Consider the following 16,981-nt stretch of genomic DNA (forward strand, 5'->3'; position numbering starts at 1 on the left):
TCGCGGCGCGAGGATACTTTGAACAGGTTCTTAAAACCCGACCGTCACCTTGGCCCAGTACCGGCGGCCGTCATAGACTGCGTCATAGGTGGCGCTATCGACCCGCTTGTCAAACAGGTTGTAGATGCCGGTGCTCAAGCGCACATCCTTGCTGTAGGCATAGTTCAGGCCCAGGTCCATGAACGTAAAGGACGGCGTGCCCTTGGCCATCGAGGTGCGGCTGAGGTAATCCGAGCTCTTGCCCCGGAAGTTGAGGCGGCTCCAGACGCCTAGCTTGTCCGTGCCCTGCCAGTCCAGGGTGGCGTTGAGCATGTGCTTGGGCATCTTGTTGAGCGGCTGGCCGGCAAAGCGGCCGCTCTTTTGCTCCGAACGGGTGAAGGTGTAGTTGGCCGCCAGGCGCAGCGCTTCGCTGGCCTTCCAGGTGGCAGTCGCTTCCACGCCGCGCATGGTGGCCTTGTCGACATTGGTGCGGTCGCTGATGAACTTGTAGGGCGTGCCCAGCACCGTGCAGTTGCCGGTGACGATGGCGCGGCCGCCGCCCTCGGTGTCCTCACAGCTGCGCACCTCGGTGATCTTGTCCTTGAAGTCGGTGTTGAACAGGGTCAGGCTGCCGGTGAAATCGCGGCGGTTGTCCCAGATCACGCCCAGCTCCTGGCTGGTGCTTTTCTCGGGCTTGAGGTTGGGGTTGCCTCGGATGATGGCCGGGTCGCCACCGCCGCCGGTGATCTGGCCCCAATCGGCCACCGCAGCGCGCAGGCTGGGCGATTTGAAGCCGGTGGAGATACCGCCCTTGACACTCCACTCGGGCGTTGCATGCCAAACGCCATAGACGCGCGGCGTCCAGTCGGTGCCGTAGTTCTGGTCATGGTTCATGCGCAGGCCGGTGGTCAGCGCAATCGCATCGGTCACCTTCCATTCGTTTTCGGCAAACAGCGCCCACTGGTAGCGCTTGAGCGTGTTGATCGGGTTGTCCACCTTCATCTGGTTGCCGTTGTCCATCAGCTTTTCATGCTTGTAGCTCAGGCCCAAGGTGGTCAGGTTGCGCTCGCCGATCGGCAGCACGATCTGGCTGTTGAACTCGGTGTTCTTGAGGTTCATCTGGCGGCCGGGGTTGTCGATCTCCTCGTGCTGCAGGTAGGTGGTCGAGGTGCCAAAGCCCCAGCGCCCGGTGTGCGAGAGGGCGATGTGGTTGCGCGCATAGTCCGAGTAGCTGGAGGCGCGGCTCGCGCTCTTGCCGGCCGTTGCATAGCGGTCTTGCAGGGTGCGGCCCACTTCGAGCGCCAGGTCGTGGTCCTTGTTGGGGGTGAGCGTGAGCTTGGCGGTGCCCGAGCTGCTGTCTTGCTCGTTGAAGCCGCCGACAAACCTGTCCTCCAGCCTGCGCGATTTCTGGCCGTAGATCTGCAGGCCCAGCACCTCGCTCTGGATCGGGCCGGCCAGGTAGAAGTTGCTCTGGTAGATATCACCCGACGATGAAGACTCCTGCTGCGTGGTCTCGGCGCTCAGGGTGCCGGTCCACGCTTTGGCCACCTTGCGCGTGATGATGTTGACCACACCGCCCATCGCATCCGAGCCGTAAAGCGAGGACATGGGGCCGCGCACCACCTCGATGCGCTCGATGGCGCTGAGAGGCGGCAACCAGCCTTGCTCGATGCCGGCGCCATCGCTGTTGGGGCGGGTCTCGCGCGAGTTTTGCGGCTTGCCATCCACCAGGATCATTGTGTAGTTCGAGGCCATGCCCCGGATGCTGATGTCGCTGGAGCTGCCGCCGCCGGTGATGACCACGCCGGGCACATCGCGCAGCGCATCGGTCACATCGCGGTAGGCCTTTTTCTCCAGCTCCTGGCGCGGAATCACCGTGATCGAGGCCGGTGCATCTTCTACCGCCTGCTCAAAGCCCGAGGCCGTCACCACCACGGTCGACAAGGTCTTGTCAGCCTCCGCCTCGGTCTGCGCCAGCGCAGGGCCCGCAGCCAGCAGGGCAGCGGCCACCAGCGCCGTGGCGCGCCATGCATGGGGCACGGCACTGCGCGGCGACGGGCTGGCGTGCAACAGCAAGGAATGGCGGGCAGCGCAGGCTGCAGAGAGGGGGCGGGCGGTCATGGAAAAACTCCGGTTCAGATCAAGGTATGGCATGCGGCAGCGCTACCTGCTCGCTCGTAACGAGCAGGCAAAGGCGCAGGCGCAGGGCCAGCGGTTATTCGCGGGGGGTTGGCGCGGTCAGTCGCGGCGCGGCAGGGTCAGGACGGGCTGAGCCTGGGCCGCCCTGGCGTGCATGCCGGGCTGTGCGGCATGGAGATGGCTGGCGCCACCTGGCTGGGCAACGAAGAACGTGGATTGACGCTTAGCAAATGCGAATGCTTCTTATTATATAGAACAATAAAGAAGTGTTGACTAATGTGAAGCCGGCGTGAAGCATAGACGCCGCCCACTGTTGCGGTTTTACCTACACGGAGCCCGCACCCAGGTGGTTCACCAGCCAGCCCAGCCAGAACAGCGCAAAGCCGATCAGCCCGCCCACCAAGGTGCCATTGATGCGGATGTACTGCAGGTCGCGGCCAATGTTCCACTCGATCAGCTCGCCCAGCTCGCGCGCATCCCAGCGCTTGACGGTGTCGGCAATATGGGTGCCGAAGAACTGCGAAATCTCGGGCGCCAGCTCCCGCACCCACAGCTCCATGCGCGTATTGAGCGCGGTGCGCAGCGCCGCGTCGCCCGCCAGCGACTTGCCCAGCCACAGACCCATGCCGCGCACATTGCGCGCCATCGCCGAATGCTCGTTGGCCAGGTCGGCCTGCAGGCTGGCGCGCAGGCTTTGCCACAGCTCCTGCACATACTGGCCCACGGCAGGGTCGTGCTGCAGGTAGCGGCGCACTTCCTCGCCCTTGGCATGCCAGGCAGGGTCCTGGGCCAGCCGCTCCACCCATTCCTGCATGGTCTGGTCAAACTTGGCGCGCAGCACATGGCTGGGGTTGTCGGCAATGGCGTCGAGCAGGTGCTCCAGGCTGCTGGCAATCATCGCCGAGCCCTTGTCGCTGAGCCAGCCGGTGGGCAGCATCTTTTCCTTGAGCGGATGCTCGGTCTTGAGCCAATGCGCAATGGTCTGCGCGATCAGGGCGCGGGTTTCGGCCTCGTGCAGCAGCTCGACGAGCTTGTCCAGCGCCTGCGCCAGCAGCACCTGGTGGCGGCCGTTGTGCGTCAGCACCGCCAGCACCTTGGACAGCGACTGCGACAGATCGATCTGGCCGAGCAAGGTGCGCAGCGCCAGCTTGATAAAGCGCTCGACCTGCGCATCCTGCACGGTGGCCAGTGCAGCGGCGGCCAGGCGCGCCACCTGGTGGCCCAGCAGCTCGGCGTTGGCCGGCGACTTGAGCCACTGCGCCAGTTTGTCGGCCGGCTGGTGCGTGCGCACCAGTTGCACCAGCGAGTCGCCATCAAGAAAGCGCTCGCGCACAAAGACGGCCAGGTTCTCGCCAATGCGGTCCTTGTTGCGCGGAATGATGGCCGTGTGCCGCGAGATCCACGGTATCGGGATGTGCTTGAAGAGCGCGGCCACCGCAAACCAGTCGGCCAGCGCGCCAACCATGCCCGCTTCGGTCATCGCCCGCAGGCAGCGCAGCGCCAGCTGCCAGTGGCGTGACTGCGCAAACGGCTGGCCCAGGCACCAGCTGGCCACGATGAACAGCAAGGCCACCAGCAGCAGCAGCAGCAAGGGGGTGAGCTTGGCGCGGCGCAGCAAACGCTGCTGCTCGTCGGTCAGTAGCAAAGGCATGGCGACCACTGTAGCGGCAAGCAGCGGGGCTTGCCAAGTCAGCCAACTGCGCGGTTTGCCTGCCGCTTGCCTGCCATGGCCGCGGGTTTCCCTCCACCGGGCGAGGTGCCGCCAAAGTGTGGACAATGGCGGCCTGTGCGGCCCAGGGCCGCGTTCTCTTCTGCACCAACCATGACCGATACCACTGCCCGCCCCGAACTGCCCGACCACCTGTCCATCGACCCCAAGAGCCCGCACTTTGTGCGCGAAGTCTTCAACCATGACATCGGCATCCGCTTCAACGGCACCGAGCGCGTGGACGTCGAGGAATACTGCGTGAGCGAAGGCTGGGTCAAGGTGCCCGCCGGCAAGACCGTGGACCGCAAGGGCAAGCCCCTGCTGATCAAGCTCAAGGGCACCGTCGAGGCCTATTACAAGGACTGAGTCCTGGCCTGATCGCCCCCGCTGGGCTGTATAGAATGCGGCCCGGTAAAACGAAAACCCGACCCACGCTGGCCACTCAAGGCAAGCATGGCTCGGGTTTTTGCATGTGGCGCGGTCAATGCCGCGCGCCTCAGCGCTTCAGAAGCTTGCGATCAGGCCAGCGCCTCGGCCGGGCCAAAGAACTCATAGCGCACCTGGGCATCGGGCACGCCGAGCTTGCGCAGCGAGGCCTTGACCGAGCGCATAAAGGGCTTGGGGCCGAGAAAGTAGACATCGGCATCGCGCGAGGCGGGCAGCCACTGGCCCAGCAGGTCCTCGGTCAGATGGCCCTGGGCAGCCACCGCCTCGCCCTCGGCCACCTTGTCGTACACATAGAGCGGCTGCAGCTGGCGGTGCGCCTGGGCCAGCGCATCGATCTGCGGGCGGAAGGCATGCACGGCGCTGTCCCGGGCGCAGTGGATAAAGGTGATGGGGCGCTCGGTCTGCAGCGCGGCTTCGAGCATCGGCAACGTGGGGGTGATGCCCACGCCGCCGCTGATCAGCACCAGCGGGCGCTCGCTCGCCTGCAAGGTGAAATGGCCGGCCGGTGCAAACAGCTCCAAGGTGTCGCCCACTTGCAGGTCATGCAGGTAGTTGGAGACCTTGCCACCGGGCTCGCGCTTGACGCTGATGCGATAGCTGCGGCCATTGCTCGGGGCCGACAGCGAGTAGTTGCGGCGCTGCTCGGTGCCACCCACGATGGCGCGCAGGCCGATGTACTGGCCCGGCTGGTGGGCAATCACGGCCTGGCCGTCGACCGGCTCCAGGTAGAAGGAGCTGATCTCGGCGCTCTCGGCCACCTTTTGCACCAGCTTGAAAGTACGCGCACCGCGCCAGCCGCCTTCCGTATGGGCAATGGCGTCATAGGCCTTGGCCTCGGCAGCGATCAGGATGTCGGCCAGCTGGGTGTAGGCAGCAGCCCAGGCATCGATCACCGCATCGGTGGCAATCTCGGCGCCTAGCACCTCGCGGATCGCGCGCAGCAGGCAGCTGCCAACGATCTGGTACTGGTCTGGCTGCACCTGCAGCGCCACATGCTTGTTGATGATCTGCGCGGGCAGGTCGCCCAGGTTCTCCAGCTTGTCGATGTGCTTGGCATACATCAGCACGCTATGGGCCAGTGCGCGGGGTTGGGCACCGCTTTGCTGGTGGGCCTGGTTGAACAGTGGGCGCACCTCGGGGTACTCGCTCAGCATCATCTGGTAGAAGTGCGTGGTCAGCGCCTCGCCGCCGGTCTCCAGCAGCGGGACGGTGGCCTGGATGATCTGTTTTTGGCTATCGCTCAGCATCTAACTCTCCTTGCATGTGGTTGGTTTTATCAATGCATGCAACGTGCCAACACCGGGTTTGTGGAATATCAATATCTTGCACAATGCATGCAGTCATACTGACAACACCTAAATGCTGTGTTTTTGACACCCCGAGTCGTTTTGACATCCTCCAAAATCCTCCACGCCGTGATTCCACTGGTGGCCGATCTGGCCCAGGAGCTGCCCGAGCGCGAGCGCCTGCGCCGCCTGCTCGCGGCCCTGCGCACCTTGTTGCCCGCCGATGCGGTGGCGCTGCTGCGCCTCAACGGCGAATGGCTGGAGCCGGTGGCCATTGATGGCCTGGTGCCCGATACCCTGGGCCGGCGCTTCAAGGTGGCCGAGCACCCGCGCCTGGCCCAGCTGCTGGCCGCCGGCCAGGCCATGCGCTTTGCGCCCGACAGCCCCCTGCCCGACCCCTATGACGGCCTGATCACCACCCCGGGCGAGCTGCATGTGCATGACTGCATGGGCTGCGTGCTGCAGACCGGCGGCCTGGCCTGGGGCCTGCTGACCCTGGATGCGCTGGAACCCGACCGTTTTGCCGATGGCAATGCGCTCGAACTGCTGCAGGCCTTCAGCAACCTGGCTGCCGCCACCGTGGCCACGGCCGAGCGCGTGCAGCAGCTGTCCCAGGCCGCACGCAGCGCCAGCGCGCCGGCGCCGCGCAACCCGGGTGCGGATCGCAGCCGCCAGATCCTGGGCACCAGCCCGGCCATCCGGCAACTGCAAAGCAGCATTGCGCTGGTCGCCGCCAGCGACCTGTGCGTGCTGATCACCGGCGAGACCGGCACCGGCAAGGAGCTGGTCGCCCAGGCCGTGCATGCGCAGTCGCCGCGCGCAGCGCAGCCGCTGGTCAGCATCAACTGCGCAGCGCTACCCGACAACCTGGTCGAGAGCGAGCTGTTCGGCCATGTGCGCGGCGCCTTCACCGGCGCGTTGAGCGAGCGGCGCGGCAAGTTCGAGCAGGCCCAGCACGGCAGCCTGTTCCTCGACGAGGTCGGCGAGCTGTCGCTGTCGGTGCAGGCCAAGCTGCTGCGCGTGCTGCAAAGCGGCCAGCTGCAGCGCCTGGGCTCGGACCGCGAGCACCAGGTCGATGTGCGTGTGATTGCCGCCACCAACCGCGACCTGGCCGCCGAAGTGCAGGCCGGCCGCATGCGCGCCGATTTCTACCACCGCCTGTGCGTCTACCCCGTCGTGGTGCCGCCGCTGCGCGCGCGGGACAGCGACACCCTGGTCCTCGCCGGCTGCTTTCTCGAAGAGAACCGCGCCCGCCTGCAACTGGGCGGCCTGCGCTTGGATGCCGCCGCCCAGGCCGCCCTGCTGCGCTACCCCTGGCCGGGCAATGTGCGCGAGCTGGAGCACTGCATCAGTCGCGCGGTACTCAAGGCGCTCAGCCGCACCCTGGGCCAGCGCAAGGACAGCAGCAAACCGCGCATGCTGAGCATTGGCGAGGAGGACCTGTGGGACGGCGCCGCCGCCGCACCGCTGCCACCCGGCCAGCAGGCAACGGGCCTTATCGCGCCCCTGCGCGCGTCCGAAATGGCCGAAGTGGCCGGAGGGCTAACAGCCAGCGCCGAGACCTTGGGCCTGCGCACCCAGGTGGAGCGCTACGAGCGCCAACTGCTCAGCGCCAGCCTGGCCCGCCACAACGGCAACTGGGCCGCCGCCGCGCGCGAGCTGCAACTGGACCGCGCCAACCTACAGCGGCTGGCCAAGCGGTTGGGGATTGAACGACACTAAGCCGGACAGCATCCGCACATGAGGCACATGAAAAAGAAAAAGCACAGCCAGTCAACTGACTTTGTACCGCACCCGCGCTATGGAAGTGCACCCATGCCATCGCATGTGCAAGGCGTCTCAGAAGAGGCCATTTTGCAGTGCCATTGGTCCTATAAATCCGAGGAGATTTTTCCAGAATCGGTGCTGATGGCGGATACCAGCAAGCAGAATTTCAGCATCTTCCCGCGCGAGTGCTATGTCGACATGCGCAAAACCTGTCGTAGCTGCAAACGTCCCTTCATCTTTTTTGCGGCCGAACAAAGACACTGGTTTGAAGTGTTGCAGTTTTACGTAGACGCCGACTGCGTGCATTGCCCCGAATGCCGTGTGCAGCGCATGGCCGCCAAACGCGCGTTTCAACGCTATTCCGCTTTGACTCTGCTTGCCAAGCCGACCCCAGATGAGTTGCAGCAGTTGGTCGATGCATCGCTAACGCTGCATGCACAAGGCACGCTCAAGAGTCGTGATCGCTTAGGCCAGCTCAAAAATGCTGCGCTCCGGCTGATTCCGGACTACCCGGGCACCTTGGCCTTGGTGGAAGCGCTGCGCAACAAGGACGCATTGATGCCCACTGACAGTAAAAGCGACTAAATAAAAAGCCTCCGCGCCAGCAAGACGCGGAGGCTTTTTAGCTTGTGAGTAGCGGCGTTTACTGGCCCTTGATGCCCAGCAGTTCCACTTCAAAGTTCAGGGTGGCGTTGGGCGGGATCACGCCGCCCGCGCCACGGGCGCCATAGGCAATGGAGGCCGGGCAGGTCAGCTTGGCCTTGCCGCCAACCTTCATCAGCTGCACGCCTTCGGTCCAGCAGGGGATGACGCCTTGCAGCGGGAACTCAATCGGCTCACCACGCTTGTAGGAGCTGTCAAATTCCTTGCCGCTGTCGGGGAAGGTGCCTTTGTAGTGCACCTTGACGGTGTCGCTGGCCTTGGGGCTGGCGCCGGTGCCGTCCTTGATGCTTTCAAACACCAGGCCGCTCTTGGTCGTCACAGGCTTGCTTTGTGCCTGGGCAAAGCCGGCGGTCAGGGCGATGGCAGCGAACAGGGCGCTGGCGGTCAATGCTTTCATGGCGAAATCCAATCCAATGTTCTTCAGAAAAACCAGCATTCTGCACCCGGATAGCAGGCGCAGAACACGTTAAAAACACAAGTTAACCCTTGATACCCAAACCATCGAGCGCCTGGCGCAGATGGCCCACGGTGCGATCGACGTTATGCCATTTGTCGAGGCCAAACAGGCCGATGCGGAAGGTCTTGAACTCCGGCCCTTCGTCGCACATCAGCGGCACGCCAGCGGCGGTCTGCAGGCCCACGCTGGCGAACTTCTTGCTGTTCTGGATCTCGGGGTCGGTGGTGAAGCTGACGACCACGCCGGGCGCCTCAAAACCTGGCGCCGCCACGCTCGGAAAGCCGCGCGCCTTGAGCAGTGCGCGCACTTCCTTGCCCAGCTGGGTCTGTTCCTTGCGCAGCTTGTCCAGGCCATAGGCCTCGGCCTCCTGCATCACCTTGCTCAGCTGCACCAGCGAATCGGTGGGCATGGTCGCGTGGTAGGCATGCTGGCCCTTTTCGTAGCCTTCGGCAATCTGCATCCACTTCTTCAGGTCGCAAGAGAAGCTGCTGCTCTTGGTATCTTCGATGGCCTTGCGCGCACGCTCGGACAGCATCACCATCGCGCAGCAAGGCGGGCCGCTCCAGCCCTTTTGCGGCGCGGTGATCAGCACATCGACGCCTGTCTTTTGCATGTCCACCCAGATCGCGCCGCTGGCCACGCAGTCGAGCACCATCAGCGCGCCGACCTCATGCGCCGCGGCACTGATGGTCTGGATGTAGTCGTCGGGCAGCACAATGCCGCTGGCCGTCTCGACATGCGGGGCAAACACCACCTGGGGCTTTTCCTTGCGGATGGCGGCGGCTACTTCTTCGGCCGGGCATGGGGCCCAGGCATCTTGCGGGCCCGTGCCCTGGGGGCGGGCCTTGCAGATCACCGCACTGCCGCCCAGGCCGCCTTCGTCGAAAATCTGCGTCCAGCGGTAGCTGAACCAGCCATTGCGCACGATCAGCACCTTGGCGCGGTTGGCAAACTGGCGGGCGACGGCCTCCATGCCAAAGGTGCCGCTGCCCGGCACGATCACGGCCGTGTGTGCGTGGTAGGTGGTCTTGAGGATGCGCAGCACCTCGCCCATCACACCGATAAAGCGGTGCGACATGTGGTTGAGCGCGCGGTCGGTGTAGACCACCGAAAACTCCAGCAGGCCATCGGGGTCAACGTCGGGTAGCAATCCTGGCATGGGGGTCTCCTGTCTATTTGAGGGGGTACACAGAACAATCGGGGCCAGCTTAGCACGCAGCTTCAAGCGCTGCTGCGGGGCTGGCGGGCTGGCAGATGCGGCCCTTCAGTGGGCGCTGCCGTAGTCGCGCTGGCCAAAGATGCCGCTGCCCACACGCACCATCGTCGAGCCGGCCTCAACGGCGGCCTGCAGATCGGCCGTCATGCCCAGCGAGATGGTGTCCCACTGCGCCAGCTGCGGCAGGCCCAGTGCGGCGATGTCATCGAACACAGCCTTGACGCGCTGGTGCACGGCCAGCTGGGCGGCAAAGTCGGGCAGCACATCGGGGATGCTCATCACGCCGCGCAGCTGCAGCCGGGGCAGCTGCGCAATCTGCTGCACCAGCGCCGCGGCTTCGGCCGGCGCGACGCCGGACTTGGTGATGCCGCCATCGACATTGAGCTGGATGCAGACCTGCAGCGGTGCCAGCTGCGCGGGCCGCTGGGCGGAGAGGCGCTCGGCCGTCTTGAGCCGGTCCACCGTATGCACCCAGTCAAAGTGCTCGGCCACCAGGCGCGTCTTGTTGCTCTGGATCGGGCCGATGCAGTGCCAGATGAGGCCCTGGTCCTTCCAGCTGTCATGCTCGGCAAAGTAGCGGATCTTCTCGACCGCTTCCTGGATGTAGTTTTCGCCAAAGGCGCGCTGGCCGGTCCCGGCCGCCTCGGCAATGGCGTCCACGCCAAAGGTCTTGGAGACGGCCAGCAGCTGCACGCTGCCCTCGGGCCGGCCGCTGGCACGACAGGCGTTGTCGATTTGCAGGCGAACCTGCTGAATTTTTTCGGGAATCGTGCTCATAATGTAAAAATATGCACGGCCTTGGAACTGGTTGACAACGAGGCCTTGCACGCAAAGCGTACCAAAACAACGAGGGAACTGCAGTGGATATCACCCAATTGCTGGCATTCAGTGTCAAAAATAAAGCGTCGGACTTGCACCTGTCTGCAGGCCTGCCGCCGATGATCCGGGTCCATGGCGATGTGCGCCGCATCAATGTCGACCCGCTGGACCACAAGCAGGTCCATGCGATGGTCTACGACATCATGAGCGATGCCCAGCGCAAGCAGTATGAAGAGTTTCTCGAAGTCGACTTCTCGTTCGAGATCGAAGGCCTGGCCCGCTTCCGTGTCAATGCTTTCAACCAGAACCGCGGCTCGGGTGCCGTGTTCCGGACCATTCCGAGCAAGATCCTGACCCTCGAGCAGCTCAACGCCCCCAAGATCTTTGCCGACCTGTCGCTCAAGCCGCGCGGTCTGGTGCTGGTGACCGGGCCGACCGGCTCGGGCAAGTCCACCACCTTGGCGGCCATGGTCAACTACCTCAACGAAAACGAATACGGCCACATCCTGACGGTGGAAGACCCAATCGAATTCGTGCACGAGTCCAAGAAATGCCTGATCAACCAGCGCGAAGTGGGCCCGCAGACGCTGTCGTTCAGCGCCGCGCTGCGCTCTGCGCTGCGTGAAGATCCGGACGCGATCCTGGTGGGCGAAATGCGTGACCTCGAAACCATCCGCCTGGCGATGACGGCCGCAGAAACCGGCCACTTGGTGTTCGGCACCCTGCACACCTCCAGCGCCGCCAAGACCATTGACCGGATCATCGACGTCTTCCCCGCCGAAGAAAAGGAAATGGTCCGCGCGATGCTGTCCGAATCGCTGCAGGCTGTGATCTCCCAGACGCTGTGCAAGACCAAGGACGGCCAGGGCCGCGTGGCCGCCCACGAGATCATGCTGGGCACGCCCGCCATCCGCAACCTGATCCGTGAGGCCAAGGTCGCGCAGATGTACTCCACCATCCAGACCAGCAATAGCATGGGCATGCAGACGCTGGACCAGAACCTGACCGACCTGGTGCGCCGCAATGTGATCAGCCCGGCCGAGGCCCGCGCCAAGGCGAAGACGCCAGAAAACTTCCCAGGTTAAGAGCCTAGACAAACAGCAACTGACAAACGGTTGCACGAAGGGCACCAGCGGTCATTGCCAGTACCGCGGGTGCCCTTTATGCTTTGCGGGATCAAAGGAGACCCTGGGCCATGAACCGCTTGCATTCCGCATCCCCGGCAGACGATGCCGCCGAGGCAGACACCGGCTTCTTCCTCCATGGTTTCCAGCAGGCCAGCACGTCGGAGGCCCCCTATGTGCTCTGGAGCCAGCGCCGCAAGGCCATCCACGCCCAGCTGCTGGCCCCGGCCGACCCGGCCACCGCGCTGCGCATGGTCTGGGCCCAGGATGCGGCGCTGTCCATGCTGCAATCGCCCTTTATCGACCAGATGGTGCAGTACCTGGAGTTCTACCAGGTGCCGGCCGGGCAAACCCTGATCCAGCAAGGCGAGCTGGGCGACTACCTGCTGATCGTGCTGAGCGGCCAGGTGCGGGTCGATCGGCAACTCGCCAATGGCCAGAGCGTGCACCTGGCCGACACCCACCCCGGCGAAGTGCTGGGCGAAATGTCTCTGTTTGACAGCAGTCCGCGTTTTTCTTCGTGCACCACCACCACCGACTGTGCACTGGCCGTGCTGAAGGCCGATACACTGGATGCCATGATGGAGTTGGACGCGTCCACGGCCGCCTATTTGCTGGCCCTGTTCACGCGCAAACTCTCCACGCGGCTGCGGCAGACCAGCGCCCGGATCGAGCCCTGAGCCCCTCAGGGCGGCCGTTCCCAGGGCGCTTCTGCTGCATCCGCAACAATAACGGAGCGCAGAGAGGATTGTCATGGAACGGGATCAGGCCAGTAAGTTCATCAACGACCTGTTGAAGCTGATGGTGCAGCGCAATGGCAGCGATTTGTTCATCACCGCTGACTTTCCGCCGGCCATCAAGATCGATGGCAAGGTCACCAAGGTCTCCAGCCAGCCGCTGTCGCCCACCCACTCGCTGACGCTGGCCCGCTCGATCATGAGCGACAAGCAGGTCGCCGAGTTCGAAAAGACCAAGGAATGCAATTTCGCGATCTCGCCCTCGGGCATCGGGCGCTTCCGGGTCAATGCCTTCATGCAGCAAGGCCATGTGGGCCTCGTGCTGCGGACCATTCCATTGACCCTGCCAACGATTGACGGCCTGGGCGTGCCCCAGGTGCTCAAGGACCTGGCGATGACCAAGCGCGGCCTGTGCATCATGGTGGGCGCCACCGGCTCGGGCAAGTCCACCACCTTGGCGGCGATGGTCGACTGGCGCAACGAAAACTCCTACGGCCACATCATCACCGTCGAAGACCCGGTGGAATTTGTCCACCCGCACAAGAACTGCATCGTGACCCAGCGCGAAGTGGGCCTGGACACCGACAACTGGGAAGCGGCGCTGAAAAACACCTTGCGCCAGGCGCCCGACGTCATCCTGATGGGCGAAATCCGCGACCGCGAAACCATGGAGCACGCGGTGGCCTTTGCCGAAACCGGTCACCTGTGCCTGGCCACCCTGCACGCCAACAGCGCCAACCAGGCGCTCGACCGGATCATCAACTTCTTCCCCGAAGAGCGCCGCGCGCAGCTGCTGATGGACCTGTCGCTCAACCTGCGCGGTCTGGTGTCGCAGCGCCTTTTGAGCAAGCAGGACAGCAAGGGCCGCGTCGCCGCCGTCGAGGTAATGCTCAACTCGCCGCTGATCTCCGACATGATCTTCAAGGGCGAAGTGGGCGAGATCAAGGAGATCATGAAGAAAAGCCGCAACCTGGGCATGCAGACCTTTGACCAGGCGCTGTTTGACCTCTACGAGGCCAACATGATCACCTACGAAGACGCGCTGCGCAACGCCGACTCGGTCAACGACCTGCGCCTGCAGATCAAGCTGGGCAGCCAGCGCGCCAAGCGCAGTGACCTGGCCGAGGGCACGGAGCACCTGACAATCGTTTAAGCTGTCAGCGTTTTGGGTTTTCAGCGACACGGCACCCAGGCCCGCCTTGGGTGCCGCTCTTTTTGGAGTCACCGCAATGGCATCGAGTATTCAAGCACGCAGCTATGACAGCACCCCTTCCCTGAACGTCGCCTTTTTGGGCCTGGGCGTCATGGGCTACCCCATGGCGGGCCACCTGGCCCAGGCCGGGCACGCGGTCACCGTCTACAACCGCACTGCGAAAAAGGCGCAAGGCTGGTGCGACGAATTTGCCAGCTCCAAGGCGCCCCGCCATGCCGCCACGCCGCGCGAAGCCGTTGCCGGCGCCGATATCGTGTTCTGCTGCGTGGGCAATGACGATGACCTGCGCTCGGTTGTGCTGGGCGCCGATGGCGCGCTGGCCGGCATGAAGCCCGGCGCCATCTTTGTCGACCACACCACCGCCTCGGCCAATGTGGCCCGTGAACTCTATGCCGCCGCCCAGGCCCAGGGCCTGCACTTTATCGATGCACCCGTCTCCGGCGGCCAGGCCGGCGCGGTCAACGGCCAGCTCACCGTCATGTGCGGCGGTGACGAGGCGGTGTTCAACACCGTCAAGCCGGTGGCCATGGCGTTCTCGCGCGCCTTCACCTTGCTGGGCAGCAGCGGCGCGGGCCAGCTGGCCAAGATGGTCAACCAGATCTGCATCGCCGGTGTCGTGCAAGGCCTGTCCGAGGCGATTGCCTTTGGCATGAATGCCGGCCTGGACATGCCCCAGGTGCTGGACGTGGTGAGCAAGGGCGCAGCGCAAAGCTGGCAGATGGAAAACCGGGGCAAGACCATGGTCGAGGGCAAGTTCGACTTCGGTTTTGCCGTGGACTGGATGCGCAAGGACCTGGGCCTGGTGCTCGACGAGGCCAAGCGCAACGGCTCGCGCCTGCCGCTCACAGCCCTGGTCGACCAGTTCTATGCCGATGTGCAGCAATCGGGCGGCAACCGCTGGGATACGTCCAGCCTGATCACCCGCCTGGGCAAGAAGGCCTGAAACGGATCACCCCATGCAAAAAGGCCGCTGATGCGGCCTTTTTGCTGGAGGATCTGTGCAGATCAGGGCTTGGTCGTGAAACCATCGTTGAGCGGCTGCACCGGCGTGGTGTTGACCGGCGAGGTGGTCACGCCCGTTGACACCGGCGCTGCCGCAGGCGCTGCCGGTGCGGCGGCAGGCGCGGGCACCACGGTCGCAGGCTGGGTGGTGATGGCCGATGCGCTGCTGTCGTTGACAACCGGGGCGGCATTGCCGGTGCTGCGGTTGTTGCTGAGCGACTTGAGCTCTTCCTCGCTGATCACCTCGAACACGCGCACCACCTTTTGCACATTGGCCACGCCCCGTGCGATTTCGGCCGCACGCTTGGATTCGCGCTCGGTCACCCGGCCCATCAGGTAGACCACATTGCGCTCGGTCACCACCTTGATGGCGCTGGAGCTCAGGTCCTTGGCGTCGATGATGCTCGCGCGCACCTTGCCGGTGATGAGGGTATCGGTCGAACGCTGCGACAGGCTGGAGTTGAACATCACGCCCACGTCGTTGACGACGGAGCGCACATTCTGCGCGGTTTTGGCGGCCTCTTCGGCCTTTTGCTTGAAGGCCTCGTTGGGCGCCTCACCGGTCAGCAGCACCTGGCGGTTGTAGCTGGTGACATTGATATGCCCGTCATTGCCGGCACGCTCGCGGATGGCGCTGGCCACGCGCATCTCAATGCTCTCGTCCTCCACCTGGATGCCGGCGGTGCGGCGGTCGATCGCCATCACCGTGCCGCCGACGGCAGCGCCGCCGATCACCAGCGGAACGCAGCCGGACACGGCCCCAGCGACGGCGCCGGTCGCCACCAGACACAGGGTCAATCGCTTCCAAGACACAGGCATCATTCCTCTTCTCCTAACAATTGGGTATCGATTCCGTCAATCAGACAGTGCAGCACCAGCTGGTGCACCTCGCGCACGCGGGTGCTGCGGTCATGCGGCACGCGCATCAGTACATCGGTTTCGCTCAAGGCATTGGCCAGCAGGCCGCCGGTGCGACCGGTCAGCACCACGGCCGACATGTCGCGCTCATGCGCCGCCTCGATCGCACCCAACAGGGCCCTGTCATGGCCATCGGCACTGATGACCAGCAGTAGATCGCCAGGCTGGCCCAAAGTTCGCACCTGGCGCGCCAGCGCCTGCGGCAGGCCTTCGGGCGTGAGGCTGCTGCCCAGCTGGGCCTGCGCCAGTGCATCGTTGTCGAGCACCAGGGCCGCCAGCTCGGGGCGCTCGCGCTCCATGCCGCTGACGCACATGGCGGCAAATTGCGCCGCCTGCGCCCAGGACAGGCCATTGCCGCAACACATCACCTTGTTGCCGCTGGTCACACAGGCGAGCAGCGCGTAGACCGCGCTGGCGACGCTTTCGCTCATCTCCTGTGACACCTGGTAGTGGAGATCGGCGCTATCGATAAAGTGCTGTTGGATGTGTTGCTCAAGCATGGAGGCCCGATGATAACCTTGGCCGGTTTCCCCCTTGGGTCGGGATGATGACTTTTCTCAGTCCCCATGCGCATGCAAAGCCCAGCAACTGCGCGCTTCAGGGCCCTTTGCACCACCCTCGCCCCATGGGATGGGCGCGGATCGGCCGAGCCCGCGTTCAGACCAAGCAGCGAATTTTGCAGAGGGCCCTAGCCCCCTTCTGGCACATCAAAGGCCGCCCGCAGCCAGACGATCTCCTGCTCGACCAGCACCGCATCGAAGCGGCAGGCCGGCTGCTGGCGCAGGCTGGCCAGGTAGTGGCGGGCGGCCAGTATGATGCGCCGCTGCTTGCTGCTGCCAATGCTGCCGCCCGCACCGCCAAAGCCGCTGTGCTGGCGCTGGCGCACCTCGACAAACACGACGGTACCATCGCGCTCCTGCATCACTAGATCGATCTCGCCGCCGCCGCGCCCGGGCGTGCGGTAATTGCGCGCCAAAAGGCGCAGCCCCTGTTGTTGGAGATAATGGAGCGCGGCATCTTCTGCCTGCTGGCCACGCAGCTTGCTGTTGTCTGCCCCTTCGCTGGTGGCGCCGGGCGATGCAGCAGACGGGCCCTGGCCGCGCCATTTTTCAAGGATCTTCCACGGTGTCTGCATCTTTCACCTCCGCTTTGCAAGCAGCCCAGGCTGCAGCCGGCACCCAGCACTACCCTGCGTCCACCCTGTATGTGGTGGCCACGCCCATCGGCAACCTGGCCGACATCACCCTGCGCGCGCTGCATGTGCTGGAGCTGGCCGATGCCGTCGCCTGCGAGGACACCCGCCACACCCACAGCATGCTACGCGCCTATGGCGTTGGCAAGTCGGGCGGCCAGCTGATTGCGCTGCACCAACACAACGAGGCCGAGGCGGCCGAGCAGGTCATCCACCGCCTGCAGCAAGGCCAGCGCATTGCCTATGTGAGCGATGCCGGCACGCCCGGCGTCAGCGACCCGGGCGCACGCCTGGCGGCGGCCGTGGCGCGCGCG

At 64.5% G+C, this 16,981-nt stretch carries 16 protein-coding genes and 1 pseudogene; 8 read left to right on the plus strand and 9 right to left on the minus strand.

From position 1 onward, the window contains the following. Positions 1-30 precede the first annotated feature (30 nt). Positions 31-2,100 (minus strand): ligand-gated channel protein, encoded by a 2,070-nt coding sequence (locus DCO45_RS21115; RefSeq protein ID WP_116927656.1) that lies wholly within the window; start codon positions 2,098-2,100, stop codon positions 31-33. A gap of 343 nt (positions 2,101-2,443) precedes the next feature. Further along, positions 2,444-3,769 (minus strand): DUF445 domain-containing protein, encoded by a 1,326-nt coding sequence (locus DCO45_RS21120; RefSeq protein WP_021025983.1) that lies wholly within the window; start codon positions 3,767-3,769, stop codon positions 2,444-2,446. A gap of 171 nt (positions 3,770-3,940) precedes the next feature. On the opposite strand from DCO45_RS21120, the gene DCO45_RS21125 reads away from it, so the two are divergent. Beyond that, positions 3,941-4,192 carry a DUF3297 family protein gene (locus tag DCO45_RS21125; protein WP_116927657.1) on the plus strand — a complete coding sequence of 84 codons (252 nt, stop codon included), beginning with the start codon at positions 3,941-3,943 and terminating at the stop codon, positions 4,190-4,192. Positions 4,193-4,344: 152 nt separating this feature from the next. On the opposite strand, the gene hmpA is transcribed toward DCO45_RS21125, so the two are convergent. Further along, positions 4,345-5,520 (minus strand): NO-inducible flavohemoprotein, encoded by a 1,176-nt coding sequence (gene hmpA / locus DCO45_RS21130; RefSeq protein ID WP_116927658.1) that lies wholly within the window; start codon positions 5,518-5,520, stop codon positions 4,345-4,347. Positions 5,521-5,661: 141 nt separating this feature from the next. Here hmpA and norR point away from each other — a divergent pair, with 141 nt between their 5' ends. Beyond that, complete coding sequence (norR, locus tag DCO45_RS21135; protein ID WP_116927659.1) at positions 5,662-7,281, plus strand: nitric oxide reductase transcriptional regulator NorR; 1,620 nt, start codon at positions 5,662-5,664, stop codon at positions 7,279-7,281. 27 nt (positions 7,282-7,308) lie between these two features. Then, the gene (locus tag DCO45_RS21140) at positions 7,309-7,911 is read left to right on the plus strand and encodes a zinc-ribbon domain containing protein (RefSeq protein ID WP_165841247.1); all 603 of its coding nucleotides are present in this window, start codon (positions 7,309-7,311) and stop codon (positions 7,909-7,911) included. A gap of 58 nt (positions 7,912-7,969) precedes the next feature. Here the strand turns inward: DCO45_RS21140 and DCO45_RS21145 are convergent, their stop codons facing one another. From DCO45_RS21145 to DCO45_RS21155, 3 genes are all read right to left on the minus strand, one after another. After that, positions 7,970-8,386 carry an FKBP-type peptidyl-prolyl cis-trans isomerase gene (locus DCO45_RS21145; RefSeq protein ID WP_116927672.1) on the minus strand — a complete coding sequence of 139 codons (417 nt, stop codon included), beginning with the start codon at positions 8,384-8,386 and terminating at the stop codon, positions 7,970-7,972. A gap of 82 nt (positions 8,387-8,468) precedes the next feature. Further along, complete coding sequence (locus DCO45_RS21150) at positions 8,469-9,605, minus strand: aminotransferase class V-fold PLP-dependent enzyme (protein WP_116927661.1); 1,137 nt, start codon at positions 9,603-9,605, stop codon at positions 8,469-8,471. Positions 9,606-9,710: 105 nt separating this feature from the next. Continuing rightward, complete coding sequence (locus DCO45_RS21155; RefSeq protein WP_116927673.1) at positions 9,711-10,439, minus strand: YggS family pyridoxal phosphate-dependent enzyme; 729 nt, start codon at positions 10,437-10,439, stop codon at positions 9,711-9,713. Positions 10,440-10,522: 83 nt separating this feature from the next. Between DCO45_RS21155 and DCO45_RS21160 the strand changes: the two genes are divergently transcribed. From DCO45_RS21160 to DCO45_RS21175, 4 genes are all read left to right on the plus strand, one after another. Next, positions 10,523-11,566 carry a type IV pilus twitching motility protein PilT gene (locus DCO45_RS21160; protein WP_021027363.1) on the plus strand — a complete coding sequence of 348 codons (1,044 nt, stop codon included), beginning with the start codon at positions 10,523-10,525 and terminating at the stop codon, positions 11,564-11,566. Positions 11,567-11,676: 110 nt separating this feature from the next. Next, positions 11,677-12,285 carry a cyclic nucleotide-binding domain-containing protein gene (locus DCO45_RS21165; RefSeq protein WP_116927662.1) on the plus strand — a complete coding sequence of 203 codons (609 nt, stop codon included), beginning with the start codon at positions 11,677-11,679 and terminating at the stop codon, positions 12,283-12,285. Between the two features lie 73 nt (positions 12,286-12,358). After that, entirely contained in the window at positions 12,359-13,495 is a 1,137-nt protein-coding gene (locus DCO45_RS21170; protein ID WP_116927663.1) for a PilT/PilU family type 4a pilus ATPase, read from the plus strand. A 76-nt stretch (positions 13,496-13,571) separates the two neighbouring features. Next, positions 13,572-14,498, plus strand: coding sequence for an NAD(P)-dependent oxidoreductase (locus DCO45_RS21175; RefSeq protein WP_116927664.1), 927 nt, complete (start codon positions 13,572-13,574; stop codon positions 14,496-14,498). Positions 14,499-14,779: 281 nt separating this feature from the next. On the opposite strand, the pseudogene DCO45_RS21180 reads toward DCO45_RS21175, so the two are convergent. From DCO45_RS21180 to DCO45_RS21190, 3 genes and pseudogenes are all read right to left on the minus strand, one after another. Further along, positions 14,780-15,376, minus strand: a pseudogene (locus DCO45_RS21180) (BON domain-containing protein); the annotation flags it as partial. Continuing rightward, entirely contained in the window at positions 15,376-15,975 is a 600-nt protein-coding gene (locus DCO45_RS21185) for an SIS domain-containing protein (RefSeq protein WP_116927665.1), read from the minus strand. The pseudogene DCO45_RS21180 and the gene DCO45_RS21185, both read right to left, overlap by 1 nt. 188 nt (positions 15,976-16,163) lie before the next feature. Beyond that, positions 16,164-16,610, minus strand: coding sequence for a YraN family protein (locus tag DCO45_RS21190; protein ID WP_116927666.1), 447 nt, complete (start codon positions 16,608-16,610; stop codon positions 16,164-16,166). Between DCO45_RS21190 and DCO45_RS21195 the strand changes: the two genes are divergently transcribed. Further along, positions 16,601-16,981 (plus strand): SAM-dependent methyltransferase (locus DCO45_RS21195; RefSeq protein ID WP_243419447.1); only part of this gene is annotated, 381 nt, incomplete at its 3' end. The two genes, DCO45_RS21190 and DCO45_RS21195, sit on opposite strands and share 10 nt — an antisense overlap.

This window comes from Comamonas sp. JNW (genome assembly GCF_003105075.1).
Classification (GTDB): Bacteria; Pseudomonadota; Gammaproteobacteria; order Burkholderiales; family Burkholderiaceae_C; genus Comamonas; species Comamonas squillarum.